Source organism: Sphingobium trunci (assembly GCF_022664535.1).
In the GTDB taxonomy this organism is placed as follows: Bacteria; Pseudomonadota; Alphaproteobacteria; order Sphingomonadales; family Sphingomonadaceae; genus Sphingobium.
In genome coordinates, this window is sequence record NZ_JAKUJY010000003.1 from 43,525 (window position 1) to 57,343 (window position 13,819).

Below are 13,819 nucleotides of genomic sequence, written 5' to 3' on the forward strand. Positions count from 1 at the left end.
CCTCGGCCCGGTTGACCTTACCGGGATCATCTTAAGTGCCTCAAGGCCGCGGCTGCTACAACCTCCTATCCATGCTCTCTCCCCGGCGCGAGCGCGGCTTGTCCTCCCATATAAACCTTGTTATGAGATAAATAATATAACGAAATACGGAGGAGGCTAGGTGAATTACGCGGTCAAGCCGATAGAGTATGCGGATCTGCCTATTCACCCTCCAAAGGTGACATTCGAACGCCGGGAAGACGGCTCCATGCTGATGGATTCCGGATTCGTTCTGCCGCCGCTGCACCGTTCGATCGCCCAGCTCTTCATTGATCGGGTTGGGGAATATGGCGACCGCACGTTCATGGCACGGCGCAAGGTCCTGCCCGATGGTTCGCTGGGCGATTGGGAGAGGCTTTCCTTTGTCGAAGCGCTGGCGCGGGCGCGCTCCGTTGGCCAATGGTTCGTGGATCGGGGCGCGGGCCAGGACACGCCCCTGATGATCCTGTCGGGCAACGGCCTGGAACATGCCATCATGATGATGGGCGCGATGCTGGCAGCCGTGCCGGTGGTGTCGATCTCCAGCGGCTATTCCCTGTTGTCGAAGGATTTCGTGAAGCTGCGGCATTGCGTCGACATATGCCGTCCTGCCGTCATCTTCGCCGACGATGGCGAACGCTTCGCTCCCGCGCTTGCCGCCATCCGTGACTCCGGCGCCACCATCGTTACAGCAACCCCGCCGCCGCCCTCCGGTCCGGCCTCGGTGCCGCTGGCGGACCTGCTGGCCACCAATCCTGGCCCTGGCATCGACAAGGCCATGTCGGGAATCGAGCCGGACACCGTTGCGCGCTATGTCTTCACCTCCGGTTCCACGGGCATGCCCAAGGCGGTCGTGGTGACCCAGCGGATGATGACGGCGGTGGTCGCGCAGCATGACGCCTATTACCTGCCCGATGCGGATCCTTCGCTGAAATCCTATGTCTCCTGGTTGCCGTGGAGTCATATCGGCGGCGTCATTCTGGTCAGCGACGTCATCAACGAGGGTGCGACCCTCTATATCGACGATGGCCGCCCGCTTCCTGGACAATTTGAGGAAAGCGTGCGCAATCTGCGCGAGATCTCTCCGCGCGACTATTCCGGCGTGCCGATCCTGCTGGGCGAACTGGTCAAGGCGATGGAGAAGGATGAGACGCTGCGCCGCTCCTTCTTTCGCAGGCTGCGGTTCCTCAAATATGGCACGGCGAGCCTGTCGCAGGATATATTCGACAGGCTCCAGGCGATGGCTGTTGCCGAGACGGGTCAGGGCGTGCCGATCAGTTCCACCTATGGCACGACGGAGACACAGGGAATCTCGACCCCCACGCGGCCGGTCATCATCACCGGGGCGATCGGCACGCCATTCCCCGGCGTGGAGCTGAAACTGGCGCCGGTCGAGGACAAGCTGGAGATCCGGGTCCGGGGCGCGGCGGTCATGCCCGGCTATCTGGGCGATCCGGAAGGGACCGCCGCCGCTTTCGACGAGGAGGGGTTTTACCGCACGGGCGACGCTGCCCGGCTGGCCGACCCCGAACGGCCGGAACTGGGGCTGATCTTCGACGGCAGGATTACGGAGAATTTCAAGCTGACCAGCGGCACCTGGGTGTCGGTCGGCAATCTTCGCGTGGCGTTGGTGGAGGCGTTCGCGCCCCTCGTCCAGGATATCGTCATCGCCGGCCATGATCGCGAATATATCGCGCTGCTCGTCTGGCTGCGGGCCGGTCAGGGAGAGGGTTTGGCGCCGGAACTGCGCGCGCGGCTCGAAGAGAAAATGGCGGAGTGGAACCGGGCCAACAAGGGCTCCTCGACCCGCGTGGAACGTCTGATCATCCTGACCGAACCGCCAACCACGGAAGAAATCGCGGACAAGGGCTATATCAATCAGCGGGCCGTGCTGAGGCGGCGGGCGGACTTCGTCACCCGTCTCTATGCCGATCCGCCGGGCGAAGACGTGATCCGCGCCTGATCCGGGGGCATCGCGATCCCGCCGGTGCCGTCGACGGCAGGCGCGGGCTGTCGGCACGATGCGGCATTTGTGGGATGGTGTCGCGCCGCCGTATGGCGCGACCAAAGGTGTCTTTATCAGTCCAGGCAGCCCAGCCGCACGGCCCGCTGCCGAAGGACGCCCGGCGTACCGCCATAGGCGAAGTCGAACATCGCCCGTTTGACCCAGATCTGCAGGTCATATTCCCACGTATAGCCTATGCCGCCGTGCAGCTCGATGGCGCTGCGCGCCATGTGCATGTAGCGGTCGGCAAGATGGGCCTTGGCCAGGGCGATCGTACGGCTGCGATCCGCGAGATCGAGGTCGAAGCACAAGGCCGCATACCAGAGCAGGCCCCGGCACGGCTCCACCTCGCACAGCAGATTGGCAAGCTGGTGCTTCACGCCCTGAAAGCCGCCGATCGGGCGGCCGAACTGGACGCGCGTGCGGGCATAGTCGGCGGTCAACTCCATGACCCGGCTTGCCCCGCCAAAGGCGTCCGCGCAAAGCAGCACCAGCAGTGCGTCGTAAATCCGTGGACCCGCCGCGATCGGCAACGGATCGGCCACGGCATCGGTGAAGTGCAGGTCGAACAGGCGTCGGCTGCGGTCGGACCCATCGAGCGGGGTGATCGTCACGGAAGGTGGCGCCATTTCGACGATCGTCAGACCGCCGCCCGCCAGGCCGACGACCACCAGGTCGGCGGCATCGGCGCCCACCGCGAAGCCGCCTGCGCCGTTCAGCTTGCTGTCCTCCACACGCAGCGTCCAGTCCTCCGGCTCCCATCCCTGCGCGCCGCCCAGCGCGACGGTGGCGATGCTTGATCCGTCGGCCAGCCGCGGTAGCCAGCGCTGCTTCTGCTCCGGGCTGCCGGCGACCTGCACGGCCAGCGCCGCGAGAACATGTCCCGTATAGCCGCCGGGCGCGGCTTCCTGCCCCAGCACCTCGCACACCAGCGCGAGGTCGACGAGCTTGAGGCCGAGGCCGCCATAATCCTGATCGATGCCCACGCCCAGCGCACCGAGCGCGACCAGCCCGTCCCGAAATTCCGGCGCATGTCCATCGGCGGAATCGAAGGCGGCGCGGTGCAACTGCCCTTTGCCGATCCCCCGCACGCAGCTTCGCACCGCATCCTGCAGCGCGATCTGATCGTCGGACAGATGGAAGTTCATGCCGGTTTTCCTTCCCGCGGCAGGTCGAGGGCGCGTTCGGCGATGATGTTGCGCTGGATGTTGGAGGTGCCCCCGGCGATCGCCACCGAGCTCGACCGCATGACCCAGAAGACATCGTCCATATTTTCGCGCGATGTGCCCGGCGCCGGCATCAGCAGTCCTTCCTCGCCGATCATTTCCTGCGACAGCCGCGCGATCATCTGGCCGATATCGGTTCCCACCAGCTTGTTGCACAACGCCGCGGCACCGGGGTCCTGACCGACCGAATCCATGGAGACCTGCCGCATGACCGAATAGCGGTGCGCCATGGCATATCCCTCGATCTCCGCGATCCTCTGCTGGATGTCGGTGCATTCGATCAGTGGGCGCCCATCGCGGGTCCGGCGGCGCGCGACGTCCTTCAGTCGTTGCAGCAGCGCGTCGATGAAGGGGGGCGGGTTGACGGCGGCGCGTTCGAAGGACAGCGTGGTGCGCGACACCTGCCAGCCCTGGCCCCTTTCCCCGACAATCCAGTCGGCAGGCGTCCGGACATTGTCGAGGAAGACCTCGTTGAATTCGCTCTCTCCCGTCATTTGCCGGAGCGGCCGGACAGTGACGCCCTCCGCACGCATGTCGAGCAGAATGTAGGAAATGCCGCGATGCTTGGGCGCATCCGGTTCGGTGCGGACCAGGGCGAACATGAAATCCGCCTGAGCGGCGTTCGATGTCCAGATCTTCTGCCCGTTGATGACCCAGGCGTCGCCGTCCAGTTCCGCTCGCGTGCGTATCGAGGCCAGATCGGACCCGGCGCCGGGTTCGCTATATCCCTGGCACCAGATCTCTTCGCCATGGAGTGCCGCGCGCAGGAATCGTTCCTTTTGCCAGTCCTGCCCCCAGGACAGGAGCGTCGGCGCAAGAAGCTTCGATCCGCCGCTGTTGATCTCGCCGGGCGCGCCGGCCTTCGCCAGTTCCTCGCGGATGATCTGTTCCTTGAGCGCGTCGTCCGGCTGCTCGCCGCCGCCATAGCGGCGCGGATAGCGGCGGTAGAGATAGCCCCGCTGGGTCGCCAGCGTCCGGAATGCCCTCTCTTGGCGAAGGCGATCGCCGCCGGGCGTGCGCGGCCGCCAGGATTCCGCCAGAAACGCGGCGACCTCCTCGCGAAAGGCTTCATATTCGATGCCGAGGTTCAAATCCAACGCCGCGTCTCCCGATATGTCATGACCCTAGGAACAGTGCCTTCACCGCCGGCATGCTGATCTTCATCGAAGGCGTCCTGGGCAGATCGTCCAGGATGCGGAACTCCACCGGCACGCTATAGGCCGTCATCCGCGCGCGTACCCATGCGCCCAGTTCGTCCGCGCCGGGCGTGGGATGACCTTCGCGCACGATCAGCGCCGCCGCCGGCACCGCGCCGAGGCGCTCGTGCGGAATGCCGACGACGCTGGCTTCCAGGACGGCGGGGTGGGACTGGAGCACGCGCACCACCTCGTCGGGATGAACCTTAAACCCGCCCCGGACGATGGCGTTGTCCGCGCGTCCGACGATCCAGAGGAAATGGTCCTCATCAAGGATTGCCCGGTCGGTCGTGCGCGTCCACACCTCCCCGCCCAGCGCCGCCCCGCGCAGCTCCAGCAAGCCTTCGCGACCCGCCGGGAGCACGTCTCCCGTCTCCGGATCGACGATGCGGGCTTCCACATCCTTGTGCACGCGACCGACCGCTCCCCGCTTTTGCGCCCAATATTTCCGGAAGGTGCGCATCGACCAACTGGCGACGGCCCCGGCGAATTCGGTGGCTCCATAATTGGACAGGACGGGGAGATCATACCGTTGCAAGAAGGCCTCGACAGTATCCGCCGATACCGCCGCCGCCCCCGCGCTCAGGCTTTCGAGGCTGCTCAGATCCTCCGGCGCGACGTCGGCGTCGAGGATCATCCGCAGAGCGGGAGCGGGCACGGACGCCGATCGCGGACGATGACGGGCGATCAACTGGCGCCATTCCTCGACCGTGAACTTGTCGAGCAGGCAGATCGGCCGACCCAGCATGATCGGACCCAGCAGGCCCCATATGCCGCCGATATGCACCATCGATCCGGTGACGATGCCGATCTCGTCGCGTTCCTCCGATGCTCCGCTTACCGAACCGATTACCTGCCGTTCCAGACTCGATCGTTTCAGTGGCACCCGCTTCGGCTTGCCGGTTGTGCCGGACGTGAGCATCAGGATCGCAATGCCGTCCAGCGTCGTTCCCGGCGCGACTGCGGTGTTCAGGGGCAGGTCGGCCATCACCGTCGCGCGCGGTTGCGCGGGTTCGCCCAAACACAGGCCGGCGGCACCGATCGCGGCGGCCGCTTGCCGCAGTTCGGGCCTTTCCCAGTCCTGCGCCGTCGCCAGGATGACCGCAGGTTTCTGCTCCCGCAGATCGTCGGACAGCGCGCCGTCGGGCAGATGCCCATTGAAGGTCACGAGGCAACGCCCGCTGCCCAGGACTGCGAGTACAGCGCCCGCATGGGCGGGAGAATTGCGGAGCACGCAACCTATCGCTGCCCCCTTCGGCTGGCCGAGTTCGTCGAGGATGCGCTCGATCCGGGCGATGAAGCCGCCGAAATCGCCCCAGTCCAACCACTCGCCCCGATAGCCGATGGCGGGACGGCCGGGAAGTTGGGCCAGCACCTGGAGGCGGTCTTGCAGATGATTCATGACCCTGTTCGATCTTTCCCGATGTCGTCACGCCCGTTGCGATGTACCTGCCCGGTCATGCCTGTCCTTTTCCTGTCGATGCCGCCCCTGTCAGTGGGGCCGCATCAATCCTTCCTGCATGGCTGTGGCCAGCAGATTGCCGGCGCGGTCATACAGGTGGCCGCCAGCCAGGCCGCGCCCGGACCCACCCCAGGGCGAATGCGTCGACCAGAACATCCAGTCGTCGACGGCCGGCGGACGATGGAGCCAAAGCGCGTGGTCCAGGCTGCCCGTGTCCATCGGGGTCACGGCATAATGGATTGCGTGCGGCCGCAGCGCCGTGAGCAGCAGGGGCATGTCGCTGATATAGGCCAGAAGACAGAACAGGATGCGCCGGTCCGCGGGAAGCGGACCCAGCGGCCTCACCCAATAATCCGCGACGGGGGGTTCGGGCTTCAACTGCGAAAAGCGCAGCGGCGTGACGGGACGCATCTCGATGGGAAGGTTCTGCATCGTCAAATGTCCCAGATCCAGCCCCAGCGCGGCCGCTTCGGCGCGCCTGACCTCGCCCTCGTCGATCAGCGTCTCGGGCGGGGGGGAGGAGCGTGGCGGCACCTGATGGACCGGGCCATCCTGTGCGATCTGGAAGGACGCCGACAAGGTGAAGATAGTCCTGCCCTGCTGGGACGCCACCACGCGGCGCAGCGACATCGATCGGCCATCGCGGAGCGGCTCGACCTCGAATGTTATCGGCTGCCGTGGATCTCCGGGCCGCAGGAACCAGGCATGAAGGGCATGGGGGTCGCGATCCAAATCGACGGTTTGCCCTGCGGCCGAGAGCGACTGCGCCAGCAGGCTGCCGCCGTAGAGCCTTGGCCATGTTTCCCTGGGTGTCCCGCCGATGAACCTGTCCGTGCCGTCCCGCTCGACCTGCATCAGGCGGATAAACTCTTCATATGCATAATTGGCTGTCACTGACTGTCGATCCTCATCCCATGCCCCCGTGGTGCGGTCCGGCCCTTCGGCTCCCGCCCAGGGGTCGCTGCGATGAATATGGCATATGTCATGTCTTTCCAACTTCTGCCTGCCTCCTGCGATTTCCCGCGGGGCCTGGCGGCCGCCCCGCCCCGGGGTCCGATCAATGTCCGAAGCGGAACGTCGCGGTGACGCCATAGGTCACGGGATCATTGCGCTGTGCCGACCCGACATTGAGCGGCGCGCTGAACAGCAGCCCGGTATTGTAGAAGCGCCGGTTGAGGATGTTTCGGCCGAACACGGCGAGTTCGAGACTATCGTCCATCAGCGATACTCCCGCTCGAGCATTGAGCTCTCCGCCGGCGGTGGCCGTCAAAGCCTTCTTGATTCCCTCCACGTCGGCGGCCGACTGGCCGGGCGTCACGATGGTGCGGAAATTGTTGAGCGGCGTACGTCCCCGCCACGCATAGTCCACATGGAGGGTGCCGCGGCCGAAGCCCAGCTCATGTTCATAGTCGGCGGCAAGGCTGAAATTATATTTGGTGACGAACTGGAACGCTTCATCCCTGCGGTCGCCGCTATCGTCGGCGAATTTGAGATATTTCGGCTGGACCATGGCGCCCGTCGCCGAAAGGGTGAAGCCGGAGAAGAGGCGCGCCGCCAGTTCCGCCTCGCCGCCCCAGAAGCGCGCCTTGCCAGCATTGCTGACGATCGCGGAGGTGGAGGTGACACCGTTGATGACGGTCGTCACCACCGTGGTGCGCTGGATATCGCTCACCTTGTTGTAGAAGGCGGCGATATTGAAGCGCAGGCGGTGATCGAGGAACTCTCCCTTGAAGCCCACTTCATGCTCGCGCGCGATTTCCGGCTGGAAGGGGACGAAGGCCGTTCCACCCAGGCCCGAGGCGCGCAGATTCTGTCCGCCCGAACGGAAACCCTTGCTGGTCTTGATATAGAGCAGCATGTCGGGCGTGATCTGATAGTTGAGGCCGGCCGTATAGGACCAGCCCTTGAATTCGTCGCTGCGGTGGATCCGGCAGGTGCCGGGCTGCGATCCGACGATCAGGCATTGCAGCAGCGCGCCGGTGTCGTCGTCGACCGTGCGGTTGAACGACGTGATGCCCTTGTCGTCGATCGAATAGCGCAGGCCGCCGACCACGGAGAATCGGTCGTCGAGACGGAAGGTGCCCTGCGCGTAAAGCCCCATCGAGTTGGTCTTGATATCACCGAAATAGATGGTGCGCGGCAGGATGCCGCCCGAAGAGATGCGGGTCAGGACCGGCAGCGCGATGGATGTGGACTGATCCGTGCCACCTTCGTGGAATGCGAAGAGGCCGGTCGTGAAGTTCAGCCGGTCGTCGAACACCTGCCCGTTGACCTGGAATTCGCCGGAATAGCTTTCGAGCGATTGCTGGCCCTCCGTCCGGACGATGTTCACGGGCGAACCGTCGAGATCCAGGTTGGCGTCCGCCCTGATCCGGCGATAACCGCCGATCAGCTTGACCGATCCAAAGAAGGTGTCGAGCGTCGCGGTCGCCATGTAGGTCTGCGCCTTTGCGAAACTGCGGGGATCCTCGTTCACGCCGGCGTGGTCGGTGGCGCGCGTATTCGCGATATATTGGCTGAAAATGCCGCCGCCGATGCCGATGAGCTGCCCCAGCCCCGCGGGGGTCGCCAACAGCGCGGCGTTCGCCGGATTGGCCTCCAGCGCCGCCTCGATATTGGCGGGTGAAGTCGGGGATGCATAGACGAGCTGGAACGGCCGGGTGATGGCGTTGGTGCGGAAATATTCGCCCGACAGCAACAAGGAGAGGGTTTCGGTCGGCTTGAGCAGCAGCTTCACGCGGCCGGCATAGCTGTTGCGCTCGCCAAGCTTGTGGCCGTTCACGTCGTTGGTGAAGAAACCGTCACGTTTGTTGACGGAGAAAGCGCCGCGGAGCGCTACCTTGTCCTCTACGAGCGGGAGGTTGAGGATGGCGGTCCCGATGCGCTCGTTGAAGCGGCCATAGGTCGCGGACAGGGAACCCGACACGCCGTTGAAATCGGGATCGTTGGTCTGGAGCAGCAACGCGCCGCCCGTGGTGTTGCGGCCGAACAGCGTGCCTTGCGGCCCGCGCAGCACCTGGGCCGACTGGACGTCGAGCAGGTCGGCGTTGAGGCCGTAGGCACGCGCCCAGTAGAATCCGTCGACATAGGTGCCGACCGAAGGGTCCAGGGTCGCGAGCACGTCCGTCTGCACCTGACCGCGCACCGTGATGGCCAGCGCCGTGGGAGTCGCCGCCGCCGCCGCGAAGGAAATGCCGGGGCTGAGTCGCGCGATGTCGGGGACCCGCACCGCATTTTGCTGCTGTAATGCTTCGCCGGACTGGGCGGTCACGGCAACGGGCACGCGCTGCTGATTTTCGGCAATGCGGCGTGCGACGACGACGATGTCCTGGAGGGTTTCATTGGTGACGGTCGCCGGGTTGGTGGCTTGGCCGGGCCGCACGGGACTAGGGGCTTCCTGTGCGTGCCCCGATGCACTCGCGCCAAGCGCAATGACCAGCGCGCTCCATGAAAAGCCACGAGCACCCTTGTTAACTGGCTTCATAACATCCCCTTCAATAATTATATTTATTAAACTAATTAAGGGAGGAATTCCAAGGGGTCAATATATTAAGCGGATTAAGAGGATTTATCGTGTCCAAGGCCCGAGCAAGCTGGCAACCCAGAGGGAGCAAGATCAATGATGTGCCCGTCCGATCTGATTCGCCCCCGGCACGAATAGAGGATTTGAGCGGCCCATATGGGCTGAAGGGACGAGCAGATGATTGGCTTGAACTATATTCCTGGAGTCACGGCGAAACTCGCGCGGACGACCAACGGATGTTGAGCAGGATCCTCCTCGTCAACCAGGCTGGTTGCGTTGGCGGGACGCGTCGAAAGGATCATGGTTCGTATAAGATGCTCTGCAATCGCTGGCGGCGATGGAACCAGACGCATTCGGATGAGGGCGTGGCTCTATGTCACTTTCTACCATGGTCCGCGCGATCAGTAGCGGTCCGGGGATAGTCTGCTCGATGCGAAGGGATGTGTCGTCGCGTCAGAGCCGAAACCCTTGGGCGATGGCGTAGGTGCATGTTGCCGCGAAAAGCAGGCCGACCAGCGCTTTCCATGGCGACGCGCCCAGATGATCAGCCGTCTCCCCGGCACCTTTGGCGCGGCGGCCATGGATCATCGGGCCGATCAGATCGTGTCGCAAACCCAGCCGATAGAAGAGGATCGCGAACAGATGCAGTCCCACCAGCGCGAGCACGAGGTTGAGCAACAGGCCGTGCAGTTCCGCCGCCGCGCGCCCCTGATCGAAGCTGACATAATCGGCGAGCGGGCCGGATTCGATCCCGTCCACGTCCACCGCGAACAGGCCCGCAGTCACCATCGCCGTTAAGGTGGACAGCATCAGCAAAACGCTCCACCCGCCGACTGGATTATGTCCGGCAGCCGCCTTGTAGGGGCGTTGGCGGAGCGAACGGAGATAGGCTATTGCCGCACGCGGGCCCCGCACGAATTGGCTGAAACGTGCTGTTCGTCCGCCGAAAAACCCCCAATAGAGACGAAAGATCAGCAGGGTCAGTATGGCATAGCCCGACAGGCGGTGCCATTCCATCTCATGCTGTCTGCCGCTCCACCAGGAGAAGGCGAGCAGGCCTACCAGCAGCCAGTGGAACAGCCGGATATAGATATCCCATATCCGCATGTGTATCGGTTCGGTCGGGGCGGAAGCAAGGGTTGCCATGCTTCAATCCGTCAATTGTCGGCGCGAAACTGGCGATGGCACGCGCCGCAAGTTGCGCCGGTTGCCTTTGCCTGCACGCGGATCGCGTCGACATCCCCGCTATTGACCACGTTCACCAGCTTGCCGGTTTCGGCGATCATGCGGGCCATCTGTCCGTCGAAGACGGTGCGCTGGGTCCAGATATCCGGCAATGCGTCGGTCCTGACCCCTGCCGCAGGGCCGCTGCCCGCGGGGAACAGGGCCGGTTGCGCACGGGCCGTCATAGTCAGTGTTTGGGCTGCGCTGGCCAACGCGGCTTTGGCAGGCGCGTCGGTCTTGAGCTGGTCATTCAGCGCCTTCATGGCCGCGCCCATCTTTTTGAAACCGGCCTGACGCGCCGCAATCGCGGCCTGGGGCGAGGGCGCTGCTGCCGGAGCCGCCATCAACGGACCGACGGCGGCCAGCGAGAGTGTCAGCAATGCGAGCTTCGAAATCCGGGTAGCGGGTGATATGGTCATGCGATATCCATCCTGGCAATGCTATTGTCACTTCTGTGGAACGATTGGGCGTGCGGCGTCCGCTAATGTTGCCGCCAATTGAGGTGACGCGACGTCCGGGAAGACTGCGCGAAAGGCCTGCTTGATTTCGGTCAGGCTGTTGTCCGCCATCTGGGCGGCGGTGGCGCCGGACTTGCTCTTGACATCGGGACGGGCGCCATGGCGCGCGAGGATGCGGAGCATGGCCTCAAGCTCCGGCTGGATGCCACCGATGACCAGAAGGTGGAGCGGAGTCATGCCGTTCGCGTCGGTGATATTGGCGTCGGGCACGAGGGTGAACGCGAAGTCGAGCGTGGCCGCGCTACCGCCGCGTGCCGCTGCATGCAGGACGGTCGTTCGGTCCGCTGCGACGAATTTGGGGTCGGCCCCAGCGGCGAGCAGCAGCTTCATCACCTCCTCATGTCCATGGGCGGCCGCGATCAGCAGCGGCGGTGTCGGCGGAACCGGTGGGGGCGGGCGTCCGAAATTCGCCTCCGTCACCCATGTGATCCGCGAGGGACCGGTCAGGCCGTTGGGATCGGCTCCCCTGGCGAGCAGGAGGCTGACCAGTCCAGCGTCTCCGCCAGCGGCCGCGCCGTGAAGCAATTGTTCGCCGGTCCGGTCTCTTTCCGCCACATCCACGCCGCGCGGCACCAGCAGGGCGGCGGCGCCGTAATTTTTCTGGTAAAGCGCAAGCTGGACCGCGCTGGTCCCCTCCGGCCCGCGCCAGGCGCTGTTCGCGCCTGCATCGAGCAGCATCTGGGTGGCGGGCACGATGCCGCTCTTGATGGCGAAGAAGAGGGGGGTGAAGCCGCTCTTCGACAGCCGGTTCACATCCGCGCCAGCTTTCAACAGCATGGCCATCGCTTCGGTCCGGCCCGATGCGGCCGCCCACATCAGCGGAGTCTGGCCGCGACCGTCTGGGGCGTCGGCAGCAGCGCCCATGGCCAGCATATGTGCGACGGCTTCTGGCGGGCCAAAGCGCGCGCAGATGGCGAGCGGTGTCGAACCGTCGTTTCGGGCGCTGCGGACATTGGCGTGGGCGTCGAGCAATTGGGCGGCGATGCTTGCGTCCCCCAGTTCGCAGGCAAGCGACAGGGGCGTAACGCCGTCCTGATCGGCATTGTCGGGCCGTGCCCCGTGCGCCAGCAAGACCCCAACCAGTTCCGGGTTTTGCGTATTCACCGCCCAGGCGAGCGGGGTGCTGCCAAAGGCAAGTTTGCGGTTGGGATCGGCATGTTGCGCCAGCGCGGTCTCTACGCCAGCCCTATCGTTCGCCTGGATGGCGCGCGCCAGATCATCGTCGGCAGCCGTGACGCGCGCCTGAACATTTCCGCCGCCCGCGAACAGCGCCAGCAGGGCGATGGCGGTGCGGAGACGGTCAGGCATGGGTAAGCGCCGCGAACGGGCCGGTGCTGTCGCCGAAGGATGCCGCGGGAACGTCCAGCAGATGCAGTGAACTGAGCAGCAGGTTCGACATGGTCGTGCCCTTTTCGGCGACGATATGCCGATCGCCCGGAACCAGTCCCCCCGCCACGATGATCGGCAAATCCATGAAGTCATGTTCGTTGGAATCGCCGAAGGCGCAACCGCGCAGCACCAGCGTGCGGTCCAGCAACGATCCCTCCCCATCCTTCACCGCCTGCATCCGGTCGAGATAATAAGCGAAATATTCCATATGATGCCGGTTGATCCGCGCCAGCCGGGCCTTCTTGTCGGGATTGTTGCCATGATGACTGAGCATGTGATGCGAATCCGGCACGCCGATTTCGGGATAGGTGCGGTTGCTGAGTTCGCGCCCGATCATGAAGCTGCCGATGCGGGTGATGTCGGCCTGCATCGCCAGCACCTGAAGGTCGATCATCATGCGGACATGTTCGTCGAAGGAATCGGGGATGCCGGCCGGACGTTGCAGATCTTCCGATTGGTGGACGCTGCCGGATGTCATCGCCCGCTGTATCCGCCGCTCTATGTCCCGGGTCGCTTCCAGATATTCGTCCAGCTTGCGGCGATCCTCCATGCCGAGCGAGGTCGACAGCCGGGCGCTGTCGTCCATCACGAAATCCAGGATGCTGGTCTGCCGCCGCAACTGGGCGAGGCGGCTCTTGTCGTCCAGCGCGTCGCCATCGCCGAACAGCCGTTCGAACACGTCGCGCGGGTTGGCGGTGACGGGCAGCGGCACGGTCGCGTTCCGCCAACTGATGCCGTTGGTGTAGGCGCAGCTATAGCCGATGTCGCAGCTCCCCAGCAGGCTGGCCTGGTCGATGCCCAGTTCCAGCGAACTGAGTTGCGTCGCATCGCCCAGATGATTGGCATAGACCTGATCGGCCGAAATGCCGCAGCGTATGTCCGTGCCCTCTGTCTGCTTGACATGGACGCCGGTGATGAAGGCCGGGCAGGATCGCCCGTGCCCGGCAGGACGATCCCCCATTGCGGCGGCGCTGGGATGGCCAAGGCCGGTAATGACGCTGATCCGGTCGCGATGCGGCGCCAGCGGCTCTAGAGTCGGGGGCAGGGCGAAGCCGCTTCCCTGCGTCGCGGGCAGGAATTGCTCCATCATCATGCCGTTGGGCGAATAGAATATCTGGAGCCGCTTGGGCCGCGACGCGATGTCGGCCGCACTGGCCGACGGCATCATCGCTTCCAGAAAGGGCAAAGCCATCATCGTGCCCGCGCCGCGCAACATGGTCCGGCGGCTGAGTGGCTTGCGCATGATCCTCATATTCCC

At 64.6% G+C, this 13,819-nt stretch carries 10 protein-coding genes; 1 reads left to right on the forward strand and 9 read right to left on the reverse strand.

Annotated features, from left to right (window positions below; all coding sequences use genetic code 11):
* The first annotated feature begins 247 nt into the window (after nucleotides 1–247).
* A complete protein-coding gene (locus tag MJ601_RS03735; RefSeq protein WP_242123405.1) occupies nucleotides 248–1,981 on the forward strand; it encodes an AMP-binding protein in 1,734 nt (577 codons plus the stop codon).
* A gap of 116 nt (nucleotides 1,982–2,097) precedes the next feature.
* On the opposite strand, the gene MJ601_RS03740 is transcribed toward MJ601_RS03735, so the two are convergent.
* From MJ601_RS03740 to MJ601_RS03780, 9 genes are all read right to left on the reverse strand, one after another.
* On the reverse strand, nucleotides 2,098–3,171 hold the full coding sequence (locus tag MJ601_RS03740; RefSeq protein ID WP_242123407.1) for an acyl-CoA dehydrogenase family protein: 1,074 nt from the start codon (nucleotides 3,169–3,171) through the stop codon (nucleotides 2,098–2,100).
* Nucleotides 3,168–4,346, reverse strand: a complete 1,179-nt coding sequence (locus tag MJ601_RS03745; RefSeq protein ID WP_242123409.1) for an acyl-CoA dehydrogenase family protein — start codon at nucleotides 4,344–4,346, stop codon at nucleotides 3,168–3,170. Before MJ601_RS03745 ends, MJ601_RS03740 begins: the two co-directional genes overlap by 4 nt.
* A 19-nt stretch (nucleotides 4,347–4,365) precedes the next feature.
* Nucleotides 4,366–5,847 carry a class I adenylate-forming enzyme family protein gene (locus MJ601_RS03750; protein ID WP_242123411.1) on the reverse strand — a complete coding sequence of 494 codons (1,482 nt, stop codon included), beginning with the start codon at nucleotides 5,845–5,847 and terminating at the stop codon, nucleotides 4,366–4,368.
* Between the two features lie 90 nt (nucleotides 5,848–5,937).
* Entirely contained in the window at nucleotides 5,938–6,801 is an 864-nt protein-coding gene (locus MJ601_RS03755) for an acyl-CoA thioesterase (RefSeq protein WP_242123413.1), read from the reverse strand.
* A 163-nt stretch (nucleotides 6,802–6,964) separates the two neighbouring features.
* Nucleotides 6,965–9,289, reverse strand: coding sequence for a TonB-dependent receptor (locus MJ601_RS03760; protein ID WP_242123415.1), 2,325 nt, complete (start codon nucleotides 9,287–9,289; stop codon nucleotides 6,965–6,967).
* Nucleotides 9,290–9,883: 594 nt separating this feature from the next.
* Nucleotides 9,884–10,576 carry a cytochrome b/b6 domain-containing protein gene (locus MJ601_RS03765; RefSeq protein WP_242123417.1) on the reverse strand — a complete coding sequence of 231 codons (693 nt, stop codon included), beginning with the start codon at nucleotides 10,574–10,576 and terminating at the stop codon, nucleotides 9,884–9,886.
* An 11-nt stretch (nucleotides 10,577–10,587) separates the two neighbouring features.
* Complete coding sequence (locus MJ601_RS03770; RefSeq protein WP_242123419.1) at nucleotides 10,588–11,073, reverse strand: c-type cytochrome; 486 nt, start codon at nucleotides 11,071–11,073, stop codon at nucleotides 10,588–10,590.
* A 27-nt stretch (nucleotides 11,074–11,100) separates the two neighbouring features.
* Complete coding sequence (locus MJ601_RS03775) at nucleotides 11,101–12,480, reverse strand: ankyrin repeat domain-containing protein (RefSeq protein WP_242123421.1); 1,380 nt, start codon at nucleotides 12,478–12,480, stop codon at nucleotides 11,101–11,103.
* On the reverse strand, nucleotides 12,473–13,813 hold the full coding sequence (locus MJ601_RS03780; protein ID WP_242123423.1) for a DUF1552 domain-containing protein: 1,341 nt from the start codon (nucleotides 13,811–13,813) through the stop codon (nucleotides 12,473–12,475). The genes MJ601_RS03775 and MJ601_RS03780 overlap by 8 nt, the downstream gene beginning before the upstream one ends.
* Between the last annotated feature and the right edge of the window lie 6 nt (nucleotides 13,814–13,819).